This window comes from Pseudoalteromonas sp. 0303 (genome assembly GCF_013349995.1).
Classification (GTDB): Bacteria; Pseudomonadota; Gammaproteobacteria; order Enterobacterales; family Alteromonadaceae; genus Pseudoalteromonas.
On the sequence record NZ_JABVXF010000024.1, the window covers coordinates 28,786 to 52,724 of the forward strand.

The following is a 23,939-nucleotide window of genomic DNA, read 5'->3' on the forward strand; positions in this document are numbered from 1 at the left end:
GCGTTATGATCACACCAGCATGGACTGCCCCAAACTCTGTTAGCGCGCTGAGTACCACCCGACAGGGCGGTGTTTCGGTTGCACCCTTTGATAGTTTTAATGTGGGTTTACATGTTGGTGATGATGAGCAAGCCGTGCTTGCAAATCGTGCCTTACTTGCAAATCAGCTGCCTAATCCTGCTGTGTGGTTAAACCAAACACATAGCAGCGATGTAGTCGTAATTGATGAGCAGTCTGACTTAAGCCAAGTACGCTCTGCTGATGCGCTTTACACCCGTTTAATAAAGCAGCCGCTGGCGATAATGACCGCAGACTGTTTACCAGTATTGCTTTGCTCGAGTTCTGGGGATGAAGTCGCTGCTGTCCATGGTGGCTGGCGTGGTTTAGCGCAAGGTATATTGGCAAACACGGTTTCGCACTTTCAAGCGCCAGCAAGCGATATCATTGCTTGGTTAGGCCCAGCCATCGGTCCTTTACAATTTGAAGTTGGGCAAGAAGTTAAAGAGTGTTTTTGCTCACAAAACCCAGAGCATCAACAAGCTTTTACAGCCAAGCACGAAAAATACATGGCTGATATCTATTTACTAGCACGCCAGCAATTGGCACAATTAGGTGTGGTCAAAATATATGGTGGTGAGCACTGCACCGTCACTGAAAAATCACTGTTTTTCTCTTATCGCCGCGATGGACAAACAGGCCGTATGGCTAGCTTGATCTGGCGCAATTAATACGCCTTTTTTGCGATTAAATTTTCTTCTTTTACTTGAACAAATCACTAAGCATACCCATTAATTAAGCAATTAGATTTTTTAATAGGTAAACCCTTATGCGTTTAGATAGATTTACAAGTAAATTTCAATCTGCGCTTTCAGATGCGCAGTCATTAGCACTTGGGCGCGATCATCAATTTATTGAGCCTGTGCATTTAATGTATTCATTGCTTCAACAAAATGGTTCAAGTGTGCGTGCGTTACTTGCACAAGCAGGCGTCAGTGCTGATGAGTTAAACACTAAGTTATCCCAAGAAATCGAAAAACTGTTTAAAGTTGAAGGTATTGGTGGCGATGTTCAGCTGTCAAATAACCTGATTTCGTTAATTAACTTATGCGATAAATATGCTCAAAAACGAAAAGATAAATTCATTTCGAGTGAGTTGTTTGTTCTTGCCGCGTGTGATGATAAAGGTCCATTAGGTGACATTTTTAAAGCGCTGAATATTACTTCTAGCAAGATTGAAGCTGCAATTGAAGCCATTCGTGGTGGCCAAAAAGTAGAAGACCCAAATGCTGAAGAAACTCGTCAGGCATTAAAAAAATTCACCATCGATTTAACTGAGCGAGCAGAGCAAGGTAAGCTTGACCCTGTCATTGGTCGTGATGACGAAATTCGTCGTACTATCCAAGTATTACAACGCCGCACTAAAAATAATCCGGTATTAATTGGTGAGCCAGGTGTGGGTAAAACAGCGATTGCTGAGGGCCTTGCACAACGTATTATCAATGGTGAAGTACCTGAAGGTTTAAAAAACAAGCGAGTATTATCCCTTGATTTAGGTGCTTTGGTTGCTGGTGCTAAATATCGTGGTGAATTTGAAGAGCGTTTAAAATCAGTATTGAATGAACTTGCCAAAGAAGAAGGCCAAGTCATCCTCTTTATTGATGAAATCCATACTATGGTAGGCGCAGGTAAAACAGACGGTGCAATGGATGCGGGTAATATGTTAAAGCCTGCACTTGCCCGTGGTGAGTTACATTGCGTGGGTGCCACAACCCTTGATGAATATCGTCAATACATCGAAAAAGATGCGGCACTTGAGCGTCGTTTCCAAAAGGTGTTTGTTGATGAACCATCGGTTGAAGACACCATTGCAATTTTACGTGGTTTAAAAGAGCGTTATGAGCTGCATCACTCAGTTGATATTACCGATCCGGCCATTGTTGCCGCGGCGCAGTTGTCGCACCGTTACATCAGCGATCGCCAATTACCAGATAAGGCAATAGATTTAATTGACGAAGCGGGTTCTTCAATTCGTTTGCAAATTGACTCAAAACCAGAGTCTTTAGATAAGCTAGAGCGTCGTATTATTCAGTTAAAACTGGAAGATAATGCGTTGGCGAAAGAAAAAGATGAAGCGAGTCAAAAGCGCCGCACTGAAATGCAAGAACTGATCACTGAACTTGAAGCGCAATACCGCGAACTAGATGAAGTGTGGAATGCTGAGAAGGCCTCACTGCAAGGCACGCAAGTTATCAAAGCAGAACTTGAGCAGGCACGTCTTGATTTAGATGTGGCACGCCGTGCCAGCGATTTACAGCGTATGTCTGAACTGCAATATGGTCGTATCCCTGAACTTGAGCGCAAACTCGACCTTGCTTCACAAGCAGAAATGCAAGAAATGAGCTTGCTTAAAAACCAAGTAGGTGAAGACGAAATCGCTGAGATTTTATCGCGTTGGACAGGTATTCCGGTATCGAAAATGCTGCAAGGTGAACGTGAAAAGCTTCTGCAAATGGAAGATCAATTACACCACAAAGTGATTGGTCAAGATGAAGCCGTTGTAGCTGTTGCGAATGCAATTCGCCGCTCTCGCGCAGGACTTGCTGATCCAAATCGCCCAATCGGTTCATTCCTATTCTTAGGCCCGACAGGGGTAGGTAAAACTGAGCTGACCAAAGCACTAGCCAGTTTCATGTTTGACACTGAAGATGCCATGGTGCGCATTGATATGTCGGAGTTTATGGAGAAACACTCGGTGGCACGTTTAGTCGGTGCACCTCCGGGTTATGTTGGCTATGAAGAGGGTGGCTATTTAACTGAAGCGGTACGCCGTCGTCCGTATTCTGTCATTTTATTGGATGAGGTCGAAAAAGCGCACCCTGATGTATTTAACATCTTACTGCAAGTTCTTGATGATGGCCGCTTAACGGATGGTCAGGGCCGTACCGTTGATTTTAAAAATACGGTGATAATCATGACCTCTAACTTGGGTTCGGATATTATCCAAGAGCAAGCAGGTTCAAATGATTATGCCGGGTTAAAAGAAAAAGTGATGGGCGTATTAGTCAGTCAGTTCCGCCCTGAGTTTATTAACCGCATCGACGAAACCGTGGTATTCCATCCACTTGCTAATGAGCACATTAAGGAAATTGCTGACATTCAGTTAAGTAAGCTACGTGAGCGATTAACTGAAAAAGGCTACATTCTTGAAGTTACGGATGCAGCTTTAGACCGCATCGCTGAAAGTGGTTTTGATCCTGTTTATGGGGCAAGGCCTTTAAAACGAGCTATTCAACATACCATTGAAAATCCGTTAGCACAGCGTCTGCTCGGTGGCGATTACCAACCAGGTGCCATCATCCATATTGATGCTGATGAGAATGGACTTGTTTTCTCGAGTCGTTAATTAGCCCTAAAAACAAAAGCCGCATCAATTATGATGCGGCTTTTTTGTATCAGTTAAGTTTAAACTTTAAAGGTTAACAGCATATCGTTAACTTTGCGTGAGCCTTCAACAAGCCCCGCTGCATCTTTAGCTACGTTGTAGCTAAGCTTCAAGTTCTCTTCGCTGTGTCCTTTAATGCTTTCTACATTTTCGCGTATATCGGTGCTGACAACTTGTTGTTCCTCAGCAGCCGTCGATATCTCAGTGGCAAGACCTGATATTTCATCAATTTGCGCGAAGATGCTCGCAAGCTCAGTTTGAGTGTGTGCAGTCGTATCAACACAACTATCTGCTTGCGCTTTAGTTGATTGCATCACTTTAGACCAGCGAAATAACGTATCTTGGATCTCTTTAATTGAGCTATGTATTTGTGCTGTTGCATTTTGAGTACGTGAAGAAAGTGCGCGTACTTCATCTGCTACAACCGCAAAACCTCGGCCATGCTCACCGGCACGTGCTGCTTCAATTGCTGCATTCAGCGCTAATAAGTTTGTTTGTTCAGCAATGCCTTCAATCTCACTCATTACTTGGCCTATTTTGTCTGCTTCACTAGCAAGAGAATTAGCGGTAGTGGCTGCTTGCTCTACTTGGTTAGCTAGATCAGACACCATGCTGCTATTATCTTCAATATGCAGTTTGATATCGTTACAGCTTTGGTAAGTGGTTTTAACCTTATCAGCAGTGTGATGAGTATTTGCTGAAATTTCGCCAATAGTCGCACTCATTTGTGTCATTGCCGTAGCAATATCACTTAAACGTTGGCCTTGTGCAGCAATACCTTGCTCGGTTTGTGACGATTGTTTATCTAAGTTAGTAGCAATGTCTTTGAATGAGTAAGTAGAGTCTTTCACGCGACCCAATACAGTTCTAAGCTTAGCGAACAACATCTGCTGATTATAGGCAGCAATACTAAATGGATGAGAGCCCGAATACACATAACGTGAGACTGAATCAAACTCTGCACGTTGCTGCTTTAAGTGGCTTGGCGTAACAACCAGTTCGTCATAATTTAGCGCAAAAAGTAGTGCTAAAAGGACACATGCGATTAAAGCAACCATCCATGAGGTGGTCATTGCTAACCCAGTAATACCTGCAAGCAATAAAATCGCAGACACTATTTGTCTAAGTGAAATATTCTCACGAAATGATGCGATTGATTTACCGCCATTTATTTTAGTGTACAGTGCCATCGCACGGGTTTTTAATTGCTCAGATGGCTTGGTACGCACTGATTGATAGCCAACTAGCTGGCCATGCTCATAAATAGGCGTAACGAACGCATCGACCCAATAGTAGCGACCATCTTTACAGAGGTTTTTTACCATGCCACGCCAAGAGTGGCCCTCTTTAAGTTTTTCCCACATCTCTTTAAATGCCGCTTTAGGCATATCAGGGTGGCGTACAATATTATGATTTTTTCCGAGAAGCTCTTCTTCGGTGTAACCTGCTATAGTACAAAATTCCTTATTTACGTATGTGATTACACCGCGTAAATCTGTGGTAGAGACAAGCTCTTGGTTATCAGAGTATGTCACTTCTTGATTGACGATTTCTTGCCCACGACGCATATGAGTCCTCGAAATATACTTTTTTATGGTGTGCGGATTATAGTCTCAGAAAAATGTAAGGGAAGGGGTGGCGTAGTGTTAACAGTGATACTTTTAATAATTTCACCTTCCCTTTGATCTAAAACAATATCTTGTCTGAATTATTATGTTTAGCCTCAGTCTTTTATATTAGTTAAAAGACCTAATATCCTCAAGGAAAAAGCCTAAATTGTATTTTTAACCGTTTTAGCAACAATGAAGTGCCACCAAAGCAATTGTATATTGTGACTCACAATGGCAAGATTGAGCTTCAAGTGTATGGGTAAATAATGAAACTGATGTTTCTGACTTGAGTAATTGTTTTTTGCCCCCATACACTTAGGATTACAGCCACGCGGCTCGAGGAAGCATTTTTGATAAAACATGATTTAAATAAAACGCTAGAAGCGTTAACGGCACAATTTCCTAACGCAATTAATGGGATTCAACGTGGTATCGAGCGAGAAGCATTAAGGATAAAACCAAGTGGTGTTATCTCTCAGCAAGGTCATCCACAAGGCGTTGGCAGCGCTTTAACGAATGATCATGTCACCACTGATTTTTCAGAATCATTATTAGAATTTATCACGCCGGTTAGTACATCTGCAGAGCAAACACTCGCGCAGCTAAAAGACTTGCAAAAGTTCACCTTATCGCAGATGGGCGATGAGCTGTTATGGCCGATCAGTATGCCATGCTTTATTGAACATCAAGATGACATTGTACTTGCACAGTTTGGTGACTCAAACATTGGCCGCATGAAAACACTTTATCGTGAAGGCTTAAAGAACCGTTATGGTAGCATGATGCAGGCCATTGCTGGTGTGCATTTCAATATCTCTTTCCCTGAGAGCTTATGGCAAAGCCTATATAGCTTAAACGGTAAACAAGGTACATTAGCTGACTTTATTTCGAGTGGCTATTTAGGGCTTATTCGTAACTTTAAGCGTGAGCTTTGGTTGATCAGCTTTTTATTTGGTGCATCACCAGCATTATGTAGTTCATTCTTACAAGGGCGCGAAACTGATTTACCATTCAAAAAGCTAGGTAAAGGTACCCTTTATTTAGAAGTGGGCACAGCGCTGCGTTTGGGTAACCTTGGTTACACTAATAGTGCGCAATCGTCTTTACGTGTTATGTATAACTCACTAGAAGAATATGTAGCAGGCTTAAAAGAGGCAATTCATACGCCATCGGATATCTATGGTCATATTGATGATTACACGAGCGCGGAGCCAAAGCAGTTAAATAAAAATATTCTGCAAATCGAAAACGAGTTTTACTCGCCTATTCGCCCTAAGCGCAATGCAGCATCGGGCGAAACACCGACCGATGCATTACTTCGCGGAGGTATAGAATATATCGAAGTACGTGCGCTTGATGTTAACCCGTTTAGTGAAACTGGTATCGATTTACAGCAAATTCGTTTCTTAGACGTATTCTTAACTTATTGCTTATTAAATGACTCGCCAGAAATGGATTGGCAAGAGCAAAAGTTAAGCACCACTAACCTTGATGCGGTTGTCAATGAAGGCCGAGCCCCTGAGCTAATGCTTAACAAGCAGGGTGAGATGGTGCGTCTAACTGATTGGGCTGAGACAATTTTTACTCAGCTATCTGAAGTTGCCCGTTACATGGATAATGCATATGGCGTGAGTTATTACAGTGAAACCATAGCTGAGCTTGCAACTTGGGTGAACAGCCCAAGTAAAACTTTCTCTGGCAAATATGTTAATGCGCTGGCTAATGAGAACCAAGATAATGGTCATTTCGCTTTAGCACTTGCACAGCAGTACAAGCAAAGCCACCTTGATGCTGATTACCAATTTTATGATCAAGCATTTTTGGCAAAGCAAGCGGCTGACTCTGTACTTAAAGAGCGTGAAGTTAAAGCAGCAGACAGTGTATCTTTTACTGCATTTTTAGATGACTATTTTGCTAAAGCTTAGTATGGTGAAGGCATAAAAAAACGCAGCCTAGGGAGGCTGCGTCAAAGATTCTTCAGGGATGAAACAATGCTATACTGCTGCATTCATAAGTTCAGACTGACCTGATGAGAAAAAGTTCAGCGAGATCCATAAAAAAATGAAAAAAAGTATAATTATTTTATCGCTGGCCGCATCTTTGGCTGGTTGTGCAACGGCTCCTCCTGAGCAACCTCATGATATATGTAAGATTTTTGAAGAAAAACCTGACTGGTACTACGATGCTCGTGATGCACAAGAAAAATGGGGTTCGCCAAAACATGTGCTAATGAGCATGATGTATCAAGAAAGCTCATTCCGCCATGATGCAGCGCCACCAATGGAATATTTCTTGTGGGTAATTCCAATCGGACGTGCTAGCTCTGCATATGGCTACTCTCAAGCAAAAACCCCAACATGGTCAGATTACATTCGTGAAACAGGTAACAGCGGTGCAGACAGAGATGATTTTGATGATGCTATCGACTTTATGGCTTGGTTCGTTTACAAAACTCATAAAGTAAATGGTATATCGAAATGGGACGCCTACGCGCAGTACTTAAATTACCACGAAGGGTGGGGCGGCTATAAGCGAGGCACTTATAAAAGTAAAAAATGGCTAATGAGCGTTGCTAATAAAGTTAAACATCGAGCTAGCCGTTATGGCGCACAACTCAAAAAGTGTGAAGCCGATTTAGACAAAAACTGGTTTGAACGTTTATTTAGTTAGTAAATTAACACAGTTTTTGGATGTTAAATTTTTACAACATTGATTTATAAAAAAGGCTATCAAATATTTGATAGCCTTTTTTATGCTTTATTCGTATTCGAGAGGGTCTGTAACCTTATTTAATGCAAAGGCTTCTAAGCGCTCTTGGCAAGCCCCACATTTACCACAGGCTTTATCGCGGCCGTTGTAACAGGTCCATGTTTGGCTGTAATCAAGACCCATTTTTAAACCGTCTGTCAAAATGTCGATTTTGGTATTGTTTAGGTACGGGCTGAAAATTTCAACAGCGTCGTAGTTGGCAATACGGCAAACATCATCCATTTTTTGTACGAACTCAGGGCGACAGTCCGGGTAAATTGCATGATCGCCTGAATGGGCACCGTAATAAACTTTACTAGCTTTTAAAGACACCGCATAACCTACAGCAAGTGATAGTAAAATCATGTTGCGGTTAGGCACAATTGTGCTCTTCATGCTTTCTTCTTCGTAGTGACCTTCTGGTACTTCGATATCATCAGTTAGTGATGAGCCACCAATCAACTGGTTGATTGCTGAAATATCAACAATCTTGTGAGAAACACCTAACTTTTCACATACTTGAGCTGCTACTTTAAGCTCTTTAACATGACGCTGGCCGTAGTCGAAAGACAGGGCATATACTTCATGGCCTTGTTGCAGGGCTTTATTTAATACGGTAAACGAGTCCATACCGCCGGAATAAATCACAACTACTTTTTGCGTCATATCTGTTTTGCTCTTACTTTTGATAGAGGTTTACTTCAGGGCGCGATATACTACACGGCTCGGGCCTAAATAACAATTTTTGCGCGTGTTTTTGGTTTTTTTGATGGTATGTATTTTATACCGTTGCGTCGTAAGTGAGATGTCTTTTGTACAAAATTAACGAAGTGTTTGAAACAATTCAAGGTGAAGCGAGTTTTACGGGTACACCTTCAATCTTTTTACGTTTACAAGGCTGCCCAGTGGGTTGTGCTTGGTGTGATACAAAACAAACATGGGACGTTGATAATGTATATAAAGTGTCACTTGATGACACTGTTGAGAAAAAAGCAGACTCAGATCATTGGGCTGAAGCTACAGCGGAGCAAGTGTTAGCGCTATTTAAAGAACGTGGCTACAACGCAAAGCATGTGGTGATCACCGGTGGTGAGCCTTGCATGTATGACCTAAATCCAGTGTGTGAATTATTACACGCAAATGGCTATTCGACTCAAATTGAAACCAGCGGTACATTTGAAATTTTAGTCCCTGAGCAGACATGGGTGACTGTATCACCAAAAATTAATATGCGTGGTGGCTATAAAGTATTACGCAGTGCAATGCAGCGTGCTGATGAGATTAAACACCCAGTGGCAATGCAAAAGCATGTGGAAGAGCTCGAAGATTTATTCTTAAAAACAGGTGTGAATCCGCGTTTAGTGTATCTACAACCAATTAGCCAAAAAACCTCAGCAACCAAACTTGCCATTGAAACCTGTATTGCAAAGAACTGGCGTTTATCGGTTCAAGTACATAAGTATTTAGGAATTAGTTAGGGTTTAGCCGTCAGCCGTCCCCGATAAAGTAGACACGGGGTTTAATATTTCTAGTTAAAAACAAAAAAGCGTTGCACCATGGCAACGCTTTTTTACTATGTTCTCGTAACGATCAATTCTGCGCTAAATAGTCCAACACCACCTGATGATGGTCTTTGGTTTTGAACTTATCAAACACATGTTTGATTTTACCGTCTTGGCCTACAAGGAAGCTAATACGATGAATTCCTTCGTACTCTTTACCCATAAACTTCTTATAGCCCCAAATACCAAAGGCATCAGCAATCGCGTGATCTTCGTCGGCTAGTAAATCAAAATTAAGCTCTTTTTTGGTTTCAAAATTCTTTAAACGCTTGATTGGATCTGGGCTGATACCCACAACACGCGTATTTAATTTAGCAAGCTCAGCTTTTTCATCACGTAAGTTCTCTGCTTGTACAGTACAACCTGGTGTTGACGCTTTAGGGTAGAAATAAACCAGTACTTGCTGCTCTTTTAAAAGATCAGCTAGCACGATAGTTTCGTCATTCTGATTTTGTAAGCTAAAAGCAGGGGCTGTATCGCCTGCTTGTAATGGATTAATTGTTTTCATGCTTTGCTCCTTAGCGAATGCGTCTGAAAATATAATCTACGTTCAAACTACGAGAAAGATCTTCAAAGCTCACTTTAAAGTTATCAATATCGACTTCAACAGGAATATTAAACTCGAGTTCGCAGCGCATTTTAAGCTCGTCATCTTCATCGTAAGTGTCTGACTTAAGAGAGCAAATGCTGATGTTGTTATCAGCAAAAAAGCGCGTAACTTTACTTAATGTTCCTGGTGTATCAATACCTGTGTATTCGAGGGTGTAACCGGCACAAAATTCACATGCAACATGGCTTGCGGTGCGTTTCATCATGGTTAAAAGACCAAGTTCCATACCTTTAGTTGGCAATGTATGTTCAATACGGCTAATTGCCGACATATCACCTGCTAATAGCATGATAAAGGTAAATTCGTTGCCCAAAATAGCAATGCGACTGTCAATTATATTGCAATGGCAATCACTCACTAACTGAGTTAATTCGCTAACGATACCGGGTCTATCTTCGCCAATCGCAGTGAGCACTATCTGATGATTTGTAAAAGCAGTCATGGAATTTTAAATACCTAGTAAATAACAATACCAATGGATATAAGCTTAAATAAGCTTTGATTTCACGTGAGTTTAATACCGCACGGCGGCGAAGTTTAACATAATTTGCTCCGTTAACGATAGCGGCGATTAATTAAGCCGTGAATAAAGTGCGCTCTTTCTTGTTTTTAGGGGCATCAGAAAGTACCATAGTTAAAATTTTGCAAGGCGATAAGCAATCAAGTACGTTAAGCTAGCCCAATCTATTCGGGTTTTTTGCATAAAAACAATAAATGTAAAGTTAAAAGTGATTTTACAGTGAACCAAATCGGCATTACCCACTCATATATTTGTTAAAAAAATTAAGGGTTTGCTAAGGAGAAATATCTGTGCAGTATTGGATCTCAAAGGCGCTTGCTGTAAGCGTAATGGTAAGTTTAACAGGGTGCGGTGTTTTTACCGATGAAGCGCACCACAAACGCAATTATCGTGCTAACGAAGCGGTGAAAGCTCCAGCAGGATTAGCGCAACCAGCTCAAGATCCAACTTATAAAATGGATGTTGCGCAATACGACAACAACCCTGAAGCTAAAAACTATCGTCCGCCAGCTCAAGTGATTACTATCGCTCAAGGTAGCTGGGTTGAAGAAGGTGATAAAGATGCGCGTGTCTACTTTGATAAAAATGACGGAATTGTCGATTTAGATGAATTTATCTGGGATTCTATCAAAGCTGTTTTAACTGAAAAAAATACCGGGGCTCTAAAAGAAGATAAACTTTTAGGAAGTGTAGAAACTGATTGGTACAGTATTATAAAGCCTGAAGACACCTGGTTTTGGGAAAACGATTTTGAAGTGTCCCAACAACGGTTTTTATTCACGATTGAAGAAAAGTCTCACCAACGTACTGCGTCTTTGAATGCAAAATTAGTTGATTACAAAAGCGATAGCCAACCACTTACACCGCTGTTGCAGCAACAGCTTGAAGTCCGTGCGTTAAATCAAGTCATCGCCGAATTTGATTATCGCTACCGCCAACTTGAAGTGGAAAACCGCAAAAAACAGGGCATTATTTCACTTGAAATGGGCTTTGATAACAAAGGAAATGCAGCATTAGTTACAGAGCAAGATTATTTTGTTGTATTTGATCGTTTCTCAGGTTTCTTAGAGCGTTTATCTTTCACTATCGTAGAGATTGATCAAGAACGTGGCTTGATCACGGCTGATTACAAAAAGCCTGAGTCAAGCGTGTGGGATTCAATTTGGGGCGAAGAGTTAGCTGAGCTGCCAATTGAAGATGGCCAATACCAAATACTTGTTAGTCGTACCAATGATGGCGGCACAAGTTTAACTTGGATGGACTCTGAAGGTTCGACATTAGAGCCTGGTACAATGAATGACCTCCAGCAAGCATTGGAAAATGCACTGCGTCAGCGCGGTATCAATATTTAATAACTAAAAAAGTCAAAACCACCACAAAAAGAGCTTAGCCGCTCTTTTTGTGGTTTTTACAGGTTGAAAATATGTCTAACTTAAACACAGCAAATCGCAGTGACTTGCGAACCTTGTTTACCTTTTTCGTTCCTTCACTTATAGGTGTCTTCTTGTTTATGACGCCGGTACCCATAGGTGAAGCAATGACCATTCCGATTGCTGTTATGGCAAAAGCAGTGCAAGAGTGGATTGGCCCATTTGCACTGGGTTTAATTACCAGCATTGTTTGCATTACCGGTATTTTATCTTTAGTGATAAAGTTGTTTAAACCGCAGCCATTACTTAAGTTCTTTATAATTAAACATTTATTTGATGTTAGTTGGCTTTGGCTGAGTGTTCGATTACTGGGTATGGTTTTTATCGTTTTGACCTACACAAAACAAGGGCCAGAAATGATTATTTCCGGTAATACCGGCGCACTGGTTTTAAACGACTTGTTGCCAGTATTGTTTTCTGTGTTTGTTTTAGCGGGCTTACTATTACCGTTATTACTAAATTTTGGCTTGTTAGAGCTAGTCGGTACCTTATTAACTAAAGTTATGCGCCCGCTTTTTGGTGTGCCAGGCCGAAGTGCGGTTAACTGTGTGGCATCATGGTTAGGCGATGGCAGTGTGGGTATTTTGATGACCGCTCGTCAGTATGAAGATAAACATTATACGCAGCGCGAAGCGGCCATTATTGGTACCACTTTCTCAGCTGTATCAATTACCTTTTGTTTAGTTGTGATTGGCCAAGTGAAGCTTGAGCACCTTTTCGCACCGTTTTACTTAACAGTGTGTTTAGCAGGTTTAGCCGCAGCGCTAATTGTGCCTCGTTTACCACCGCTACGCTTTAAAAAAGACCTCTATGTAGATGGAACAGAGCCTGATAAAGACGCAGAATCAGTGCCTGAAGGTAAAACACTGGTTTCTCATTCACTTGATGTGGCACTTGCTAAAGCACGCACTGCGCCGGGCTTTGCTGGTACAGTAAAAGAAGGCTTACATAACGCATTTGATATGGTATTTGCTGTATTACCTGTGGTTATGGCTGTGGGCACATTTGCCTTGATTATTGCTGAATATACGCCAATTTTTGAATATATGGGCAAACCGTTTGTACCATTCTTAGAGCTATTACAAGTACCAGAAGCTGAAGCTGCGGCACAAACAATTATGGTTGGCTTTGCTGATATGTTTATTCCGTCGATTCTTGCGGCTGGTAGTATCGAAAGTGATGTAACACGCTTTATCATTGCTGCAATGAGTGTGACGCAATTGATTTATATGTCGGAAGTAGGTGCACTGCTTTTAGGTAGCAAAATTCCGGTTAATATTATCGAATTGTTCTTCATCTTTATTTTAAGAACCTTAGTAACATTACCGGTGATTGTCTTAATGGCACACTGGTTAGTGTAAACTAAGCTGAAGTCTTAAATAGAAAAGCCCTGATTATTCATCAGGGCTTTTTTTATCTTCATTATCATCGCTTTTAGGCACTTTGAAGTCCATTTTTGCTGCATGCTTTAGCAACATAAGGTTACCAATTACTACACCAAATACGGCAACAAAAATGGCTATAATTTGCCAAGTTTCCATCTTTAAATCCTGCCGATATACATAGCGATATAGTAGCACTTAAAATCGTCTTGCATAAGACAGTGAAATAAAATCAAGGCCAGGGTTTGGGCTTTTGAAACCCGCATTTGAGTAATGTAAATATCTAAGTGCTAAGGTTGAGTTGTCACCTAAGTCTGTAACTAAACCCAATCTATCCTCAAACTGATAGTGAGTACTAACGTTTTTGCCAGCAAAATGGGTGTCATCCAACAGTGAAACGCCAATACCAAACTCTACATAAACAGGTATGTTTTTCACATTAAATACAGGGTATTGGATCACCGGAGAAATAGCTAACACGATATTTGTTTGATGTTTATTGTCTTTGCCATACTGCCAAATATTAAAACTAGACTCGAAGTACAAACGGGCGTGTTGAAAGGGCAGCTTTTCATTGGGGATATGGTATTGGTAGGCTAGCTTTAAGCCTTTTACATCACCTTCACCTTGAATGTAATCAACGGCATAGCCATGGTTTGAAGCAGCATAAGTCGGTGTTGCTAGTAGGGCGGCTACACCTAACATAAGTGCTTTTAGTGGGGGTTTTAGTTTCATCTCGGTACTTCTCATTATGACTGTGAGCAAGTAGATAAGGGCGGAGGTAAGAACTTTTCAATGTGCGTAAAAACACAGAAGCTGTGCACATTCTCATATTTTTTAGCAATTAACTGAAAACTATGGGAAAAATCGATTGGTGCTTAATTGGCATTAAAACGGTGTCGGATTGTTTCTTTTTTTATAGGTTTAATATCGGTATATTAGCGAAAATTTTCGTTGAGAGGTGAATACGATGACCAAACTAGTTAACTCATTTTTGCTAATTGCTGCGCTTTTTACTGCAACTGCTTTTGCCAGTGAAGACCGCTCGCCTAAGCAACTATTAGAATCAGTCACAGCAGATTTATTTGTTGATATCGCAAATGTAAATGCAAAAGGCGATGCAAGCTCAGAAGCAATGGCGAACATTGTAGAAAAACGCTTATTGCCGCACATGGATATTAAGTTTGTATCGTATAAGCTTTTAGGTAAGCACATTAAAGGCCTACGCCGTGAGCAAGCTGTTGATTTTATTGCTGCGGTTGAGCATTACTTAACAGTAACTTATGCTGGCGCACTAATGAAATACACAGGGCAAAAAGTTATTTTTGATCAATCGCAGCTCATCGACGATGGTTATGCAACTGTTAAAACGCAAATTGTTGATGATAATGCGCCAGCCATCGATCTGCACTTTAAATTACGTCAAGGCAAAGATAAGCAGTGGAAAGTATACGATATCGTTGCTGAAGGTATTTCACTGTTAAGCGCGAAGCAAAAAGAAGTATTGCAGCGCATCAGTCAAGTAGGTATTGACGAAGTCACAAGCGAATTAGCAAGTAAGTAAGTTAGCCAAAAGCTCGATTACCTTCACCTCATCGAGTATTTTAGCTACTTTCAGTCTCCAACCAAGCAGTGAGTACCGTCCATGTGCCGCTGCTTTTCTATTTTCTTTAAAAATCACCTACTTTGCGCTAGCACCTGTGACCCTCTGTGGTAGAATCATGCTACTTTTCTTGTTTACCAAAGTATCTGTTCAGATACTGTGTTATTGGTCGCAATATTAAGCAAACTGTCAGTTAAATTTTGCTATAACTAGTTGCTTAATAAGACATCGAATAATGTGCAGCGGAGTTGTGTTTTTTTAATGGAAAATGTACTGATTTGGCCAAAGGAATACCCGTTACTAATCAAAGGATTAGCTGAGCAAAACGGGGCCTATATTTTAGATGCTTTAGAAGCTTGGCCGGCATGTCGTTCTACTAATGAAGATGACGGTGTGTGTACGACGGTTCTTCCGCCTATTTACTACCTTACTTGGTTGACTCCTCTTGAACCGTTTGAAGAGTGTTATTTCCAACATATTTCTGAGTTTGATGAAGCTGCGTTGCATTATATTAATGCTATGAAAACGCATTTTTTAGAAAACGACTACACCCCTGAAAGTCTTGTTTTAATGTTATGCCAGCGCTTAGAGAAGTATGCTAGTGCATTTGCTCAATCGGCTGTTAAAACGCCTATAACTCTCATCCACCAGTTATTTAATCGTCGCTATTTTACTGTGATTGAACATGTTCTTAATCACGGTGCAAAAATGTCTGCGGACGATGTATTAGAGTTGTGGACCGAAGTTGACTTTAGAGAGCGTTTTAGTGGTTTTATTCCTGATTCAGTGGCTGATCTTGAACCATTAACAGCGCTTGCGGCTGAAAAAGTTGCTCACGGTGAAGATTACTTCACCTTACTAAAACTTGTATCACCAGATGTTGATTCAGCATCGTTACTTGAACAAGCTTTGCTTGCCCATTTAAGTCACGAAAATGCTAAACAAACCATGGCAAAGCGTTTTATTGAGCAAGGCGCAACCGGGGCATTAGCTGACGAAAACGGTAAAACTGCGTTTATGTGGGCAACTGAAAAAGGCTATGTGAATGTTGTTGAGACAATACTTGAACATCAAGATAAGAAGGCCCAAGACAATAAAGGTAATACAGCATTACATTACGCTGTATTAGCCGAGAATGGACCTTTACTGGTATTGCTTCTAAAAGCGGGTTATGACTTTAGAGTTCGTAACAACGACGGTCTAAGTTGCTATCGACTAGCAGTTAGCATTAAAGCGGATAACTTAGTGAAGTGCCTTGAGCATGACTTTGGCATTAAGGAACTTTCGCCAGAAGGGCAGTTTGATCGCGTTAAAAAAGTGCACTTACTACATGCGATTGTAACTGTGTTACTACCTGTGCAGTTGTTTTTCTTTTTTGACGATAGCATTGCTATTAAAAGTGAGTTAACGCTGAGTTTTACGCTGGTTTCGATCTTATGCTTTTTCTTTGCCACAAGCTTGAAACGCTGTGCGCTTTATCCGCATATTCGCCATCCATGGGGGCTGTTTATTTTAAGGTTGTTCTCATTATTTAGCTTAATAGGCCAAGTGGGTCTGGCAAGTATTGTCGCACTAGCCACCTTAGCAGAGTTGGTGTGATCGCATAAAAATTATATAAAGTGACATAAAAAAACGGCAACCTAAGTTGCCGTTTTTTGTTTCATTTTTTGATAAACGAATCGGTATTATTTATCGTGTTCATGAGCGGCTTTTTCTTCGGCCAGCTCTTCTTTTAATTTGCGTATCTTAAGGCCAAGCTCTTGTCCGCGATGGCGAGCATAATAGGTGCAGCCAATAAACATCAGACTAGCAAAGGTTAACTCAAGTAATACCCAAATCAGCTGTTCTTGTGCGACCCATAGTAATGTAAATCCATGAATAAAATAGAACATCACGATAAAGTTTGCCCACGCGTAGGTGTAAGGCTTATCTTGAATAATGCCCTTAAGTGGTAACAGTAGAGGCAGTATATAAACAACAAAGATAAAGGCGTTACTGTGGCCTTCTCTTGGGGCAATTAAAAACAGCCAAATTGGCATTAAAACTAATAAGCCGATATAACCAATCAGTGCAAAACGTTGGAATCGTTTTGTAATTGGTTTTTTGGCAACAGGCTGACTTAGCTCAGGTTCCAAGCTCATTGTAATTTACTCGCAATCAGTGCCAAGCGTTTTCCAACGCTTTGGCAAATTTTAATTTCGTCTTTACTTAACACATTGCTGTTATTGCTACCGGCCACATGACTCGCGCCGTACGGCGTACCGCCGGTTTCAGTTGCTAATAACTCAGGTACCTCATAAGGCACACCAAGCAACATCATGCCGTGATGTAACAACGGCAGTGATAGATTCAACAAGGTAGCTTCGTTACCACCGTGCATACTGCTTGATGATGAAAAAACGCAAGCAGGCTTATCTATTAGCTGACCTTTGAGCCATAGATCACTAGTGGTTTCCCAAAAGCTCTTAGCTTGTGAGGCCATCATGCCAAATCGAGTAGGGGTGCCAAAGGCTAAGCCATCACAATGAATTAGATCATCTTTACTGATCACAATATCGTGTGGCTGACGCTTTACGAACGTGCGCAATAAAGCTGTTGCACCGTGTTGCTCAATCGACTCGGCTATCTCATGTGCCATTGCTTCTACAGAGCCATGGCTTGAGTGGTATAGCACAACAATGTTTATAGCCATTAAAGTACGCTTAATACGTTTTCTGGTGGACGACCTAGAGCAGCTTTGCCGTTATTTTCAACAATTGGGCGCTCGATTAGTTTTGGATTGGCAGCCATTGCAGCAATTAATTTGTCTTCGTTTTGTTCGTTTTTAAGCTCAAGCTCTTTGTAGATGTCTTCTTTAGTACGCATTAATTCACGCGCTGAAGTAAAGCCCAGTTGGCTAATTAAAGTCGAGATTTGTTGTTCATTAAGCGGTGTTTTTAGGTATTCAACAACACTTGGTTGTACGTTATTGCTTTCTAATAGGGCAAGAGTTTCACGCGATTTTGAACAACGTGGATTATGATAAATAGTCACAGACATAGTGTGTTCTCACATTTAATAATTTGGCTTATTTTAGGGCAAGCGCCGCGAGACTTAAAGTCTCGCAAGCTCTTTTTGTAATTGACGGTATTGTGTAAGTAGGGCTTTTAAACGTTGTTGTTTAACTAGCTCTTCAGGCTCAACAAAGTTTAGTGCTTTTTGAATTTCATCAGCTGCTTTTAAATAAGCGCCATATTGGGCAAGCACATCGGCATGCGCTTCATGGTAGGAAGCCATATTTTCTTGCTTTTTATAGACATCAGCAATGAGCTCTTTGGCAAGATTGTTCTCAGGTTTTGCTAATAAATAAGATTTTAAGATACGTTCAGCAAGCTCAAATTGTTTAGCTTCAATAGCGGCATTTGCATAGTTTAAGGCAATCACCTGATTGTTAGGTCTATCGATATCTAGCTTAGCTAAAAACTCTACTGCTTCATTCGCTTTACCTTGCGCAATGAGTAAGTCGGTGTGGGTATCAATATAAAATAAGTTCTTTGGATCTTGCTCAAGCAATGGATTCAAAATGCTGGCTGCTTCATCAAGCTTTTTTTGGTCCAACAAGCTAACACCCAAACCATATTTAAGTGCAGTGTCGTTATGAACGGTATTTTCACGCATTAATTTACGAAATAAATCTTCCGCGGCTTTTGACTTTTGCTGATAGCGAGCAATGACACGGCTCTTAGCTAGGTTAAACTCTAGGCTGTCGGAGTAGTGTCTTTTTGGATACTGCTCGGCACGTAAGCGTACATCAGAGACACGGCTTTCAGGCAATGGGTGAGTGAGCAAAAAGGCTGGCGGCTTATATTTGTAGCGAATTTGTGCAGCAAGTTTAGTTAAAAACTCACTCGATTGGCGAGGATCAAACCCTGCATTGTTTAAGGTCTGCATACCAATACGGTCTGCCTCTTGTTCAGCAGCACGGCTATGAGTTAATTGACTAAATGCCGCTTGTGTTTGGTTTGCTGAGATAATGGCTATGCCGGCATCTGGTGCAACAACGGTTGCTAAAATACCTGCAATCATACCAGCGATAGTTAACGCGCTGTTATCTTGTTGCTGTTGAATACGACGGGCTAAATGGCGCTGCGTTACGTGAGCTATCTCGTGCCCAAGTACTGAGGCAAATTGGCTTTCGTTATCGGCTTGTGCGATAAGACCCGTATGCACACCTACATGGCCACCATAAAAGGCAAAAGCATTAATTTCAGCGTTGTTTAACCAGAAAAATGAAAATGGAAAACGTACATCGTTGGCGTTTGCGACTAAACGACGGCCCAAAGTGGTCAGGTATTCATCAAGAACAGGATCACTTACAACGGGTGATGAGCCACGAATTTGCATCATCATCACTTCACCGATCGCTTGCTCTTTTTCAATCGGCAAAGCCTGTAAAGCTGAGGTCCCTAAATCGGGCAGCTTGAAGTTTGTTTGCGCCTTCAACGGCTCACTATGCAGTATTGAAAATGTCAGCAATGCACTGCACAGTGTAATAAAGGCTGATTTTAGTCGCATCTTATTCCTTGTTGATTTGCTCACCTAACATGACTTTTGCTATGTCTATTTCGTCGCTGCATGCTCGGCTGTCTTTTTCGCACAATTGATAGAAATCTTTTATTGTGACTCCATCTAGCTTAACAACGTTCAACTCTCGTTGTAAAAAAGTTATGATTTTATGCGCTACTTTATGGGCGTGTAGAATTAAGGCTTTGTCAGCTTTATCGCCTCTTTCAAAGTAAAAAGCGATGAATTTATGAAGCTGGTTAAAGCGAATAAGGTTTTTCATGGTGTGCGGGTCCCACACCTTAAATTCCATAAAGCGGTTGTCTTTGATGTATTGGTCTACCGTCACATCTTTTGCATAAGGGTAGGCCCACAATTCGAAACCTCGGTCTGTAAAGCTTTGATGCAAAGCAATTCGCGGTTTTTGCTCACAGACAATTTCGCCCATGTCGGTTTCATGACCACCTAATAAATCAAGGTTCCAGTTGCGTGGGTTAATTAATTGCTTTACGGCATTATCAAAACCGTGGTCTAAAATCCCTTCAGATTCGCTAACCGATGATGCCACCATATGATAAAAAGGCGGTAGCTCGCCCCAGTTTATTTGTTTTTTATACCAGTTTATCTCTTTAAGAGTTGGATTCGCAGGTAATTGCGCTTTATTATGCGAGCCAGGCATGGAGTTTCCTTTACTACCAGTTATAGATTAAGGATAAACTATTGTTTTGCGTGTTTTAAGAAAAAAATGAGTTGTTTCTCATTATAAAGACTTATTTTCGCAAACGGCCTACACCTTATACTTATTATTCATATTAATAACGCAGTTGATTCGCTATGTTAACGGTTGATTTAAGAGGCTATAAGTGCCCTCAACAATTTATTCAGTTTAAATTAGGGTTGAATAAGGCAATATCAGTTAAACAGCCCGTGACTTTTACATTTAATGCTGCTGAGGCATCGGACGATATGCAGCGATTTTTAGAAAAACATCATTACCATTTTAAAATTGACCTAGAATTAGGTGTACTAACTGTGGAGCCCATTCGTGTTTGAGTATGTAAAAGCCTGGTACGAAAATAAATTTTCTGATCCCCATTCAGTAACCTTGTTGTTACTGCTTATTGCAACCTTTGCATTTTTCTACTTTTTTGGCTCGTTAATCGTGCCAGTTTTAGTTGCCTTGGTGATTGCCTATTTACTTGATTGGCCTGTTGCTCACTTAGAAAAGCTGGGTTTAAAACGCTTTACCGCAACGATTCTTGTTATGTTGGTATTCAGTGGCTTGATGATCATGATTATTGTCGGCATGGGGCCTGTGCTTTGGCAGCAAACCAGCAATCTAGTTCAAGAAACCCCTTACATGATTGAAAAAGGTAAAGCGCTGCTTTTACATCTTCCTGAAGATTACCCAAGTTTGATTACTGAAGATCAGGTTAAATCAATTGTTACCAGCGTAGAGACCAAAGCGATTGAGTTTGGTCAGTTGGTGCTATCGGTGTCACTTACCTCGATAAAAGATGTGGCAGCTTGGCTGATTTATCTGATCTTAGTGCCGCTCTTGGTGTTCTTTATGCTTAAAGATAAATTAGAGCTCACACAAAGTGCCGAACGCTTATTGCCTAAGCAGCGCCGCTTGATCATTCAAGTATGGCAAGAAATGAATCAGCAAATCATGAATTATATCCGCGGTAAGGTATTTGAGATTTTAATTGTGGGTACAGCATCATTTATTGCTTTTGCAGTGCTTGATCTTCGCTATGCGGCTTTACTCGGCGTGTTGGTTGGCTTATCTGTGCTTATTCCATTTGTTGGGGCGGCATTGGTGACCATTCCTGTCGCTGCGGTGGCGTTATTCCAATTTGGTTTAGAAACACAATTTTGGACCATATTAATTATCTATGGCGTGATCCAAGCACTTGATGGCAATGTGTTAGTGCCGTTACTGTTCTCTGAAGCGGTAGATTTAAACCCTGTGTTTATCATCGTTGCGGTATTGTTTTTTGGCGGTTTATGGGGCTTTTGGGGCGTGTTCTTCGCAATACCGCTGGCTTCATTAGTAAAAGCGCTTATTAATGCCTGGTCTTCTAAGCAGGTTGAGCTAATTGAAAGTTAGCTTAGTCTTAAAAAGTATAGAAAACGCACTTTACTGACTAATTGATTATTATAATTTAGCCGTGAAAAATGTAAAATAGGTTATAAGATATATCTTTTAGTAATATGGTGCGTTTTACATGGCAAATTTTTACCTTCCTGACGATGCTAATCAGCAAATATATTTAGATGCGAATGCAACGACTCCTGTACTTCCTGAAATTGCCGATGTGGTTTCGCACACGATGCAAGTTTGTTTTGGTAATCCATCAAGCTCTCATATTACGGGTATTCAAGCAAAACACTTATTAGAACAAACACGTAACAAAGCACGTGAAGTCATTGGCGCTACCGATGGCGATATTTTATTTACCTCAGGTGCAACAGAAGGTATTCAAACGGCGGTTGTTTCTACGCTTATTGCTGCAAAAAATCATCAAATCGAGAACCCTGTATTACTGTATGGGGCAACAGAGCATAAAGCGGTGCCAAATACCCTAAAACATTGGAACAGTGTGCTTGATATAAACGCACAGGTATTAGCTATTCCTGTCGATAATAACGGTATTTTAGATCACGATTTTATTCGCAAACATGCTGCGAATGCACTGATGATTTGTACCATGGCAGTGAACAACGAAACCGGTGTATTCCAAGATTTAAGTGCTATTGAGCAAGTCATTCGTAGTGAAAACAGCCATGTGGCTTGGATGGTTGACTGCGTACAGGCATTAGGTAAAACCAACTTAGCGCTAAGCCAAACAACCATTGATTACGCTCCATTCTCTGGCCATAAATTGTATGCCCCTAAAGGTATTGGCGTACTTTATATTCGTAAAGGCAGTGCGTATACACCATTTATTGCTGGCGGCGGTCAAGAAAGCGGTATGCGTTCAGGCACCGAAAACTTACCAGGCATTGCCGGTTTAAATAAGCTGTTCTCGTTATTACTTGATAAACAAAACCAAACATTCAAGCCAATTGAGCAGCTACATGCTTTTCGCGAGCAATTATTAGCTGCATTAACAGGCACCTTTGGTAGCATCACGTTTAATCACAGTTTTGAGCATTCAGTGCCAACAACATTAAACTTTGCTGTGAACGAATTAACCAGTAAAGAGGTGATGGATTTATTTGATGCGGCGGGTATCCGTGTTAGTGGCGGTTCTGCATGTAGCTCAGGCGCAAATCGTAGTTTTGTTTTAGATGCGATGGGAGCCAGTGATTGGCAAAGTGAAAACGCGATACGTATGTCGTTTGGCCCAGCTGTTAACCAACAAGAGATTGACTTTGCTTGCGATAAAATTCGTTCATTAAAACCGATTCTAGAAGCAAACTGCTTGGTTGTATCTGATAGTACATCGCCTCAACACGAAGTGTGTGCGATTGGCTTAACACAGCTACGTCATCAAGCAGCGTGCTGTTGGCTATATGTAGACAGCGATAAAAACGCAGTGGTGATTGATCCTATTATCGAGCTTATTCCGCGTATGGCGAAAATAGTCGCAACACAAGGTCTAACAGTAAAAGCGATTTTAGATACCCATAATCACCAAGAGCGTTTATCGGCTCGTTGTTTATTATCAAAAGAGCTCGCAGAACGCTTTGTTGCTAATGAAATAGATGAACTTGGCTGGCCTAAAGATTCAGCAACCATCGAATTAAGCGATGCACGCTTAACTAAAGTAGCGACATCGGGTCATAGTGACGATAGTGTTAGCTATTTATTGTCAGATACACAAAGCGGTGATATCAGCTATTGCTTCTGTGGTGATTTAATCTTACCAGGTGGCTTAGGTAACACAGCAATTAGCGGTGGCGATGCTGCGAAAATGGCTCAATCATTAAAACAGCTTGCTATGGCAATACAAGATTCTACGGTAATTTGTTCAGGGCATGATTATCAGCAATGTTTTGCTATGGATTGGCATGCTCAAAAGGCAACGACGCCGTTATTAGCAAAACTATTAAGTGAACAAGTATCAGATGATGAGTTTGTTGAATTAAAGCAACATGCGGATGAGCAAAAGCATACTGTAAGTCATTCTCTTTGTGGCTATGTTGAAACACTTGAAAGTGCGCCAATGAAACAGCTTGCTGCAAGTGATGCTAAAGTAATGCTAAACGATAAAGCCACTTACTTAATTGATACTCGTGAACCGTATGAGCATGGTGCGAATAATTTGGCTGAAATATTCACAATTGCTGATAGCAAAGTGATCAATATTCCACTCAGTCGTATGGCAAACGCCATCGTGCAAGGGCAGCTTGAGAAAGACCATAGTTATATTTTGGTTTGCCGAAGTGGTAATCGTTCAAAACAAGCGGCAAACAATCTGTCGCAGTTAGGGTTTGAAAACGTTTATAACTTAAATGGCGGTTTAGCATTGCTTTAATGT

At 41.0% G+C, this 23,939-nt stretch carries 23 protein-coding genes; 12 read left to right on the forward strand and 11 right to left on the reverse strand.

Going from position 1 to position 23,939, the window contains the following annotated elements:
- The first annotated feature begins 5 nt into the window (after window positions 1–5).
- Window positions 6–728 carry a peptidoglycan editing factor PgeF gene (pgeF, locus tag HUS62_RS15360; protein ID WP_175080209.1) on the forward strand — a complete coding sequence of 241 codons (723 nt, stop codon included), beginning with the start codon at window positions 6–8 and terminating at the stop codon, window positions 726–728.
- A 98-nt stretch (window positions 729–826) separates the two neighbouring features.
- Window positions 827–3,403, forward strand: a complete 2,577-nt coding sequence (clpB, locus tag HUS62_RS15365) for an ATP-dependent chaperone ClpB (protein WP_175080210.1) — start codon at window positions 827–829, stop codon at window positions 3,401–3,403.
- A gap of 59 nt (window positions 3,404–3,462) precedes the next feature.
- On the opposite strand, the gene HUS62_RS15370 is transcribed toward clpB, so the two are convergent.
- Entirely contained in the window at window positions 3,463–5,010 is a 1,548-nt protein-coding gene (locus tag HUS62_RS15370; RefSeq protein ID WP_175080211.1) for a methyl-accepting chemotaxis protein, read from the reverse strand.
- A gap of 392 nt (window positions 5,011–5,402) precedes the next feature.
- Here HUS62_RS15370 and gshA point away from each other — a divergent pair, with 392 nt between their 5' ends.
- Both gshA and HUS62_RS15380 read left to right on the forward strand, forming a co-directional pair.
- On the forward strand, window positions 5,403–6,977 hold the full coding sequence (gene gshA, locus HUS62_RS15375) for a glutamate--cysteine ligase (RefSeq protein ID WP_175080212.1): 1,575 nt from the start codon (window positions 5,403–5,405) through the stop codon (window positions 6,975–6,977).
- Window positions 6,978–7,113: 136 nt separating this feature from the next.
- On the forward strand, window positions 7,114–7,722 hold the full coding sequence (locus HUS62_RS15380) for a hypothetical protein (RefSeq protein ID WP_054551741.1): 609 nt from the start codon (window positions 7,114–7,116) through the stop codon (window positions 7,720–7,722).
- A gap of 87 nt (window positions 7,723–7,809) precedes the next feature.
- Here the strand turns inward: HUS62_RS15380 and queC are convergent, their stop codons facing one another.
- Complete coding sequence (queC, locus tag HUS62_RS15385) at window positions 7,810–8,490, reverse strand: 7-cyano-7-deazaguanine synthase QueC (protein ID WP_282658480.1); 681 nt, start codon at window positions 8,488–8,490, stop codon at window positions 7,810–7,812.
- 122 nt (window positions 8,491–8,612) lie between these two features.
- Between queC and queE the strand changes: the two genes are divergently transcribed.
- The gene (gene queE, locus HUS62_RS15390; RefSeq protein ID WP_130051902.1) at window positions 8,613–9,278 is read left to right on the forward strand and encodes a 7-carboxy-7-deazaguanine synthase QueE; all 666 of its coding nucleotides are present in this window, start codon (window positions 8,613–8,615) and stop codon (window positions 9,276–9,278) included.
- A gap of 112 nt (window positions 9,279–9,390) precedes the next feature.
- Here queE and bcp read toward each other — a convergent pair whose 3' ends face one another.
- Entirely contained in the window at window positions 9,391–9,870 is a 480-nt protein-coding gene (gene bcp, locus HUS62_RS15395) for a thioredoxin-dependent thiol peroxidase (protein ID WP_055199277.1), read from the reverse strand.
- A gap of 10 nt (window positions 9,871–9,880) precedes the next feature.
- Window positions 9,881–10,414 (reverse strand): glycine cleavage system protein R, encoded by a 534-nt coding sequence (locus HUS62_RS15400; protein WP_054553746.1) that lies wholly within the window; start codon window positions 10,412–10,414, stop codon window positions 9,881–9,883.
- A gap of 368 nt (window positions 10,415–10,782) precedes the next feature.
- Between HUS62_RS15400 and bamC the strand changes: the two genes are divergently transcribed.
- Together bamC and HUS62_RS15410 are read left to right on the forward strand one after the other, a co-directional pair.
- The gene (gene bamC, locus HUS62_RS15405) at window positions 10,783–11,844 is read left to right on the forward strand and encodes an outer membrane protein assembly factor BamC (RefSeq protein WP_175080214.1); all 1,062 of its coding nucleotides are present in this window, start codon (window positions 10,783–10,785) and stop codon (window positions 11,842–11,844) included.
- Window positions 11,845–11,915: 71 nt separating this feature from the next.
- The gene (locus HUS62_RS15410; RefSeq protein ID WP_175080215.1) at window positions 11,916–13,283 is read left to right on the forward strand and encodes a YjiH family protein; all 1,368 of its coding nucleotides are present in this window, start codon (window positions 11,916–11,918) and stop codon (window positions 13,281–13,283) included.
- Between the two features lie 33 nt (window positions 13,284–13,316).
- Here the strand turns inward: HUS62_RS15410 and HUS62_RS15415 are convergent, their stop codons facing one another.
- Together HUS62_RS15415 and HUS62_RS15420 are read right to left on the reverse strand one after the other, a co-directional pair.
- Window positions 13,317–13,463 carry a DUF2897 family protein gene (locus HUS62_RS15415; RefSeq protein ID WP_175080216.1) on the reverse strand — a complete coding sequence of 49 codons (147 nt, stop codon included), beginning with the start codon at window positions 13,461–13,463 and terminating at the stop codon, window positions 13,317–13,319.
- Window positions 13,464–13,502: 39 nt separating this feature from the next.
- Entirely contained in the window at window positions 13,503–14,039 is a 537-nt protein-coding gene (locus HUS62_RS15420) for an acyloxyacyl hydrolase (protein ID WP_175080217.1), read from the reverse strand.
- Window positions 14,040–14,274: 235 nt separating this feature from the next.
- On the opposite strand from HUS62_RS15420, the gene HUS62_RS15425 reads away from it, so the two are divergent.
- The gene (locus HUS62_RS15425) at window positions 14,275–14,868 is read left to right on the forward strand and encodes a phospholipid-binding protein MlaC (protein WP_062566938.1); all 594 of its coding nucleotides are present in this window, start codon (window positions 14,275–14,277) and stop codon (window positions 14,866–14,868) included.
- Between the two features lie 300 nt (window positions 14,869–15,168).
- Entirely contained in the window at window positions 15,169–16,506 is a 1,338-nt protein-coding gene (locus HUS62_RS15430; RefSeq protein ID WP_054563599.1) for an ankyrin repeat domain-containing protein, read from the forward strand.
- Window positions 16,507–16,592: 86 nt separating this feature from the next.
- Here HUS62_RS15430 and HUS62_RS15435 read toward each other — a convergent pair whose 3' ends face one another.
- Genes HUS62_RS15435 through HUS62_RS15455 form a run of 5 tightly spaced genes read right to left on the reverse strand, consistent with a single transcriptional unit; the run spans window position 16,593 to window position 20,128 of the window.
- Window positions 16,593–17,048, reverse strand: coding sequence for a DUF2069 domain-containing protein (locus HUS62_RS15435; RefSeq protein WP_175080218.1), 456 nt, complete (start codon window positions 17,046–17,048; stop codon window positions 16,593–16,595).
- Entirely contained in the window at window positions 17,045–17,599 is a 555-nt protein-coding gene (gene wrbA, locus HUS62_RS15440) for an NAD(P)H:quinone oxidoreductase (protein WP_175080219.1), read from the reverse strand. The genes HUS62_RS15435 and wrbA overlap by 4 nt, the downstream gene beginning before the upstream one ends.
- A complete protein-coding gene (gene arsC / locus HUS62_RS15445) occupies window positions 17,599–17,946 on the reverse strand; it encodes an arsenate reductase (glutaredoxin) (protein WP_054563602.1) in 348 nt (115 codons plus the stop codon). The genes wrbA and arsC overlap by 1 nt, the downstream gene beginning before the upstream one ends.
- Window positions 17,947–18,000: 54 nt before the next feature.
- Window positions 18,001–19,461, reverse strand: coding sequence for a M48 family metalloprotease (locus HUS62_RS15450; RefSeq protein ID WP_175080220.1), 1,461 nt, complete (start codon window positions 19,459–19,461; stop codon window positions 18,001–18,003).
- A gap of 1 nt (window position 19,462) precedes the next feature.
- Entirely contained in the window at window positions 19,463–20,128 is a 666-nt protein-coding gene (locus HUS62_RS15455) for a hypothetical protein (RefSeq protein ID WP_175080221.1), read from the reverse strand.
- Window positions 20,129–20,283: 155 nt separating this feature from the next.
- Here HUS62_RS15455 and HUS62_RS22915 point away from each other — a divergent pair, with 155 nt between their 5' ends.
- The 3 genes from HUS62_RS22915 (at window position 20,284) to HUS62_RS15465 (ending at window position 23,936) form a co-directional block, all read left to right on the forward strand.
- Window positions 20,284–20,502 carry a sulfurtransferase TusA family protein gene (locus HUS62_RS22915; protein WP_220095047.1) on the forward strand — a complete coding sequence of 73 codons (219 nt, stop codon included), beginning with the start codon at window positions 20,284–20,286 and terminating at the stop codon, window positions 20,500–20,502.
- Window positions 20,495–21,562: an AI-2E family transporter gene (locus tag HUS62_RS15460; protein ID WP_055021923.1), complete on the forward strand. Its 1,068-nt coding sequence runs from the start codon at window positions 20,495–20,497 to the stop codon at window positions 21,560–21,562. The genes HUS62_RS22915 and HUS62_RS15460 overlap by 8 nt, the downstream gene beginning before the upstream one ends.
- Before the next feature lie 118 nt (window positions 21,563–21,680).
- Window positions 21,681–23,936, forward strand: a complete 2,256-nt coding sequence (locus HUS62_RS15465) for an aminotransferase class V-fold PLP-dependent enzyme (RefSeq protein ID WP_175080222.1) — start codon at window positions 21,681–21,683, stop codon at window positions 23,934–23,936.
- Window positions 23,937–23,939: the final 3 nt, after the last annotated feature.

Bases quoted from the DNA above. Each gene is read 5' to 3' on its own strand.
- pgeF (WP_175080209.1), top strand. From the start codon at position 6: ATGATCACACCAGCATGGACTGCCCCAAACTCTGTTAGCGCGCTGAGT.
- clpB (WP_175080210.1), top strand. From the start codon at position 827: ATGCGTTTAGATAGATTTACAAGTAAATTTCAATCTGCGCTTTCAGAT.
- HUS62_RS15370 (WP_175080211.1), bottom strand. From the start codon at position 5,010: ATGCGTCGTGGGCAAGAAATCGTCAATCAAGAAGTGACATACTCTGAT.
- HUS62_RS15380 (WP_054551741.1), top strand. From the start codon at position 7,114: ATGAAAAAAAGTATAATTATTTTATCGCTGGCCGCATCTTTGGCTGGT.
- bcp (WP_055199277.1), bottom strand. From the start codon at position 9,870: ATGAAAACAATTAATCCATTACAAGCAGGCGATACAGCCCCTGCTTTT.
- HUS62_RS15400 (WP_054553746.1), bottom strand. From the start codon at position 10,414: ATGACTGCTTTTACAAATCATCAGATAGTGCTCACTGCGATTGGCGAA.
- HUS62_RS15410 (WP_175080215.1), top strand. From the start codon at position 11,916: ATGTCTAACTTAAACACAGCAAATCGCAGTGACTTGCGAACCTTGTTT.
- HUS62_RS15415 (WP_175080216.1), bottom strand. From the start codon at position 13,463: ATGGAAACTTGGCAAATTATAGCCATTTTTGTTGCCGTATTTGGTGTA.
- HUS62_RS15420 (WP_175080217.1), bottom strand. From the start codon at position 14,039: ATGAAACTAAAACCCCCACTAAAAGCACTTATGTTAGGTGTAGCCGCC.
- HUS62_RS15425 (WP_062566938.1), top strand. From the start codon at position 14,275: ATGACCAAACTAGTTAACTCATTTTTGCTAATTGCTGCGCTTTTTACT.
- HUS62_RS15430 (WP_054563599.1), top strand. From the start codon at position 15,169: ATGGAAAATGTACTGATTTGGCCAAAGGAATACCCGTTACTAATCAAA.
- HUS62_RS15435 (WP_175080218.1), bottom strand. From the start codon at position 17,048: ATGAGCTTGGAACCTGAGCTAAGTCAGCCTGTTGCCAAAAAACCAATT.
- wrbA (WP_175080219.1), bottom strand. From the start codon at position 17,599: ATGGCTATAAACATTGTTGTGCTATACCACTCAAGCCATGGCTCTGTA.
- arsC (WP_054563602.1), bottom strand. From the start codon at position 17,946: ATGTCTGTGACTATTTATCATAATCCACGTTGTTCAAAATCGCGTGAA.
- HUS62_RS15450 (WP_175080220.1), bottom strand. From the start codon at position 19,461: ATGCGACTAAAATCAGCCTTTATTACACTGTGCAGTGCATTGCTGACA.
- HUS62_RS15455 (WP_175080221.1), bottom strand. From the start codon at position 20,128: ATGCCTGGCTCGCATAATAAAGCGCAATTACCTGCGAATCCAACTCTT.
- HUS62_RS22915 (WP_220095047.1), top strand. From the start codon at position 20,284: ATGTTAACGGTTGATTTAAGAGGCTATAAGTGCCCTCAACAATTTATT.
- HUS62_RS15465 (WP_175080222.1), top strand. From the start codon at position 21,681: ATGGCAAATTTTTACCTTCCTGACGATGCTAATCAGCAAATATATTTA.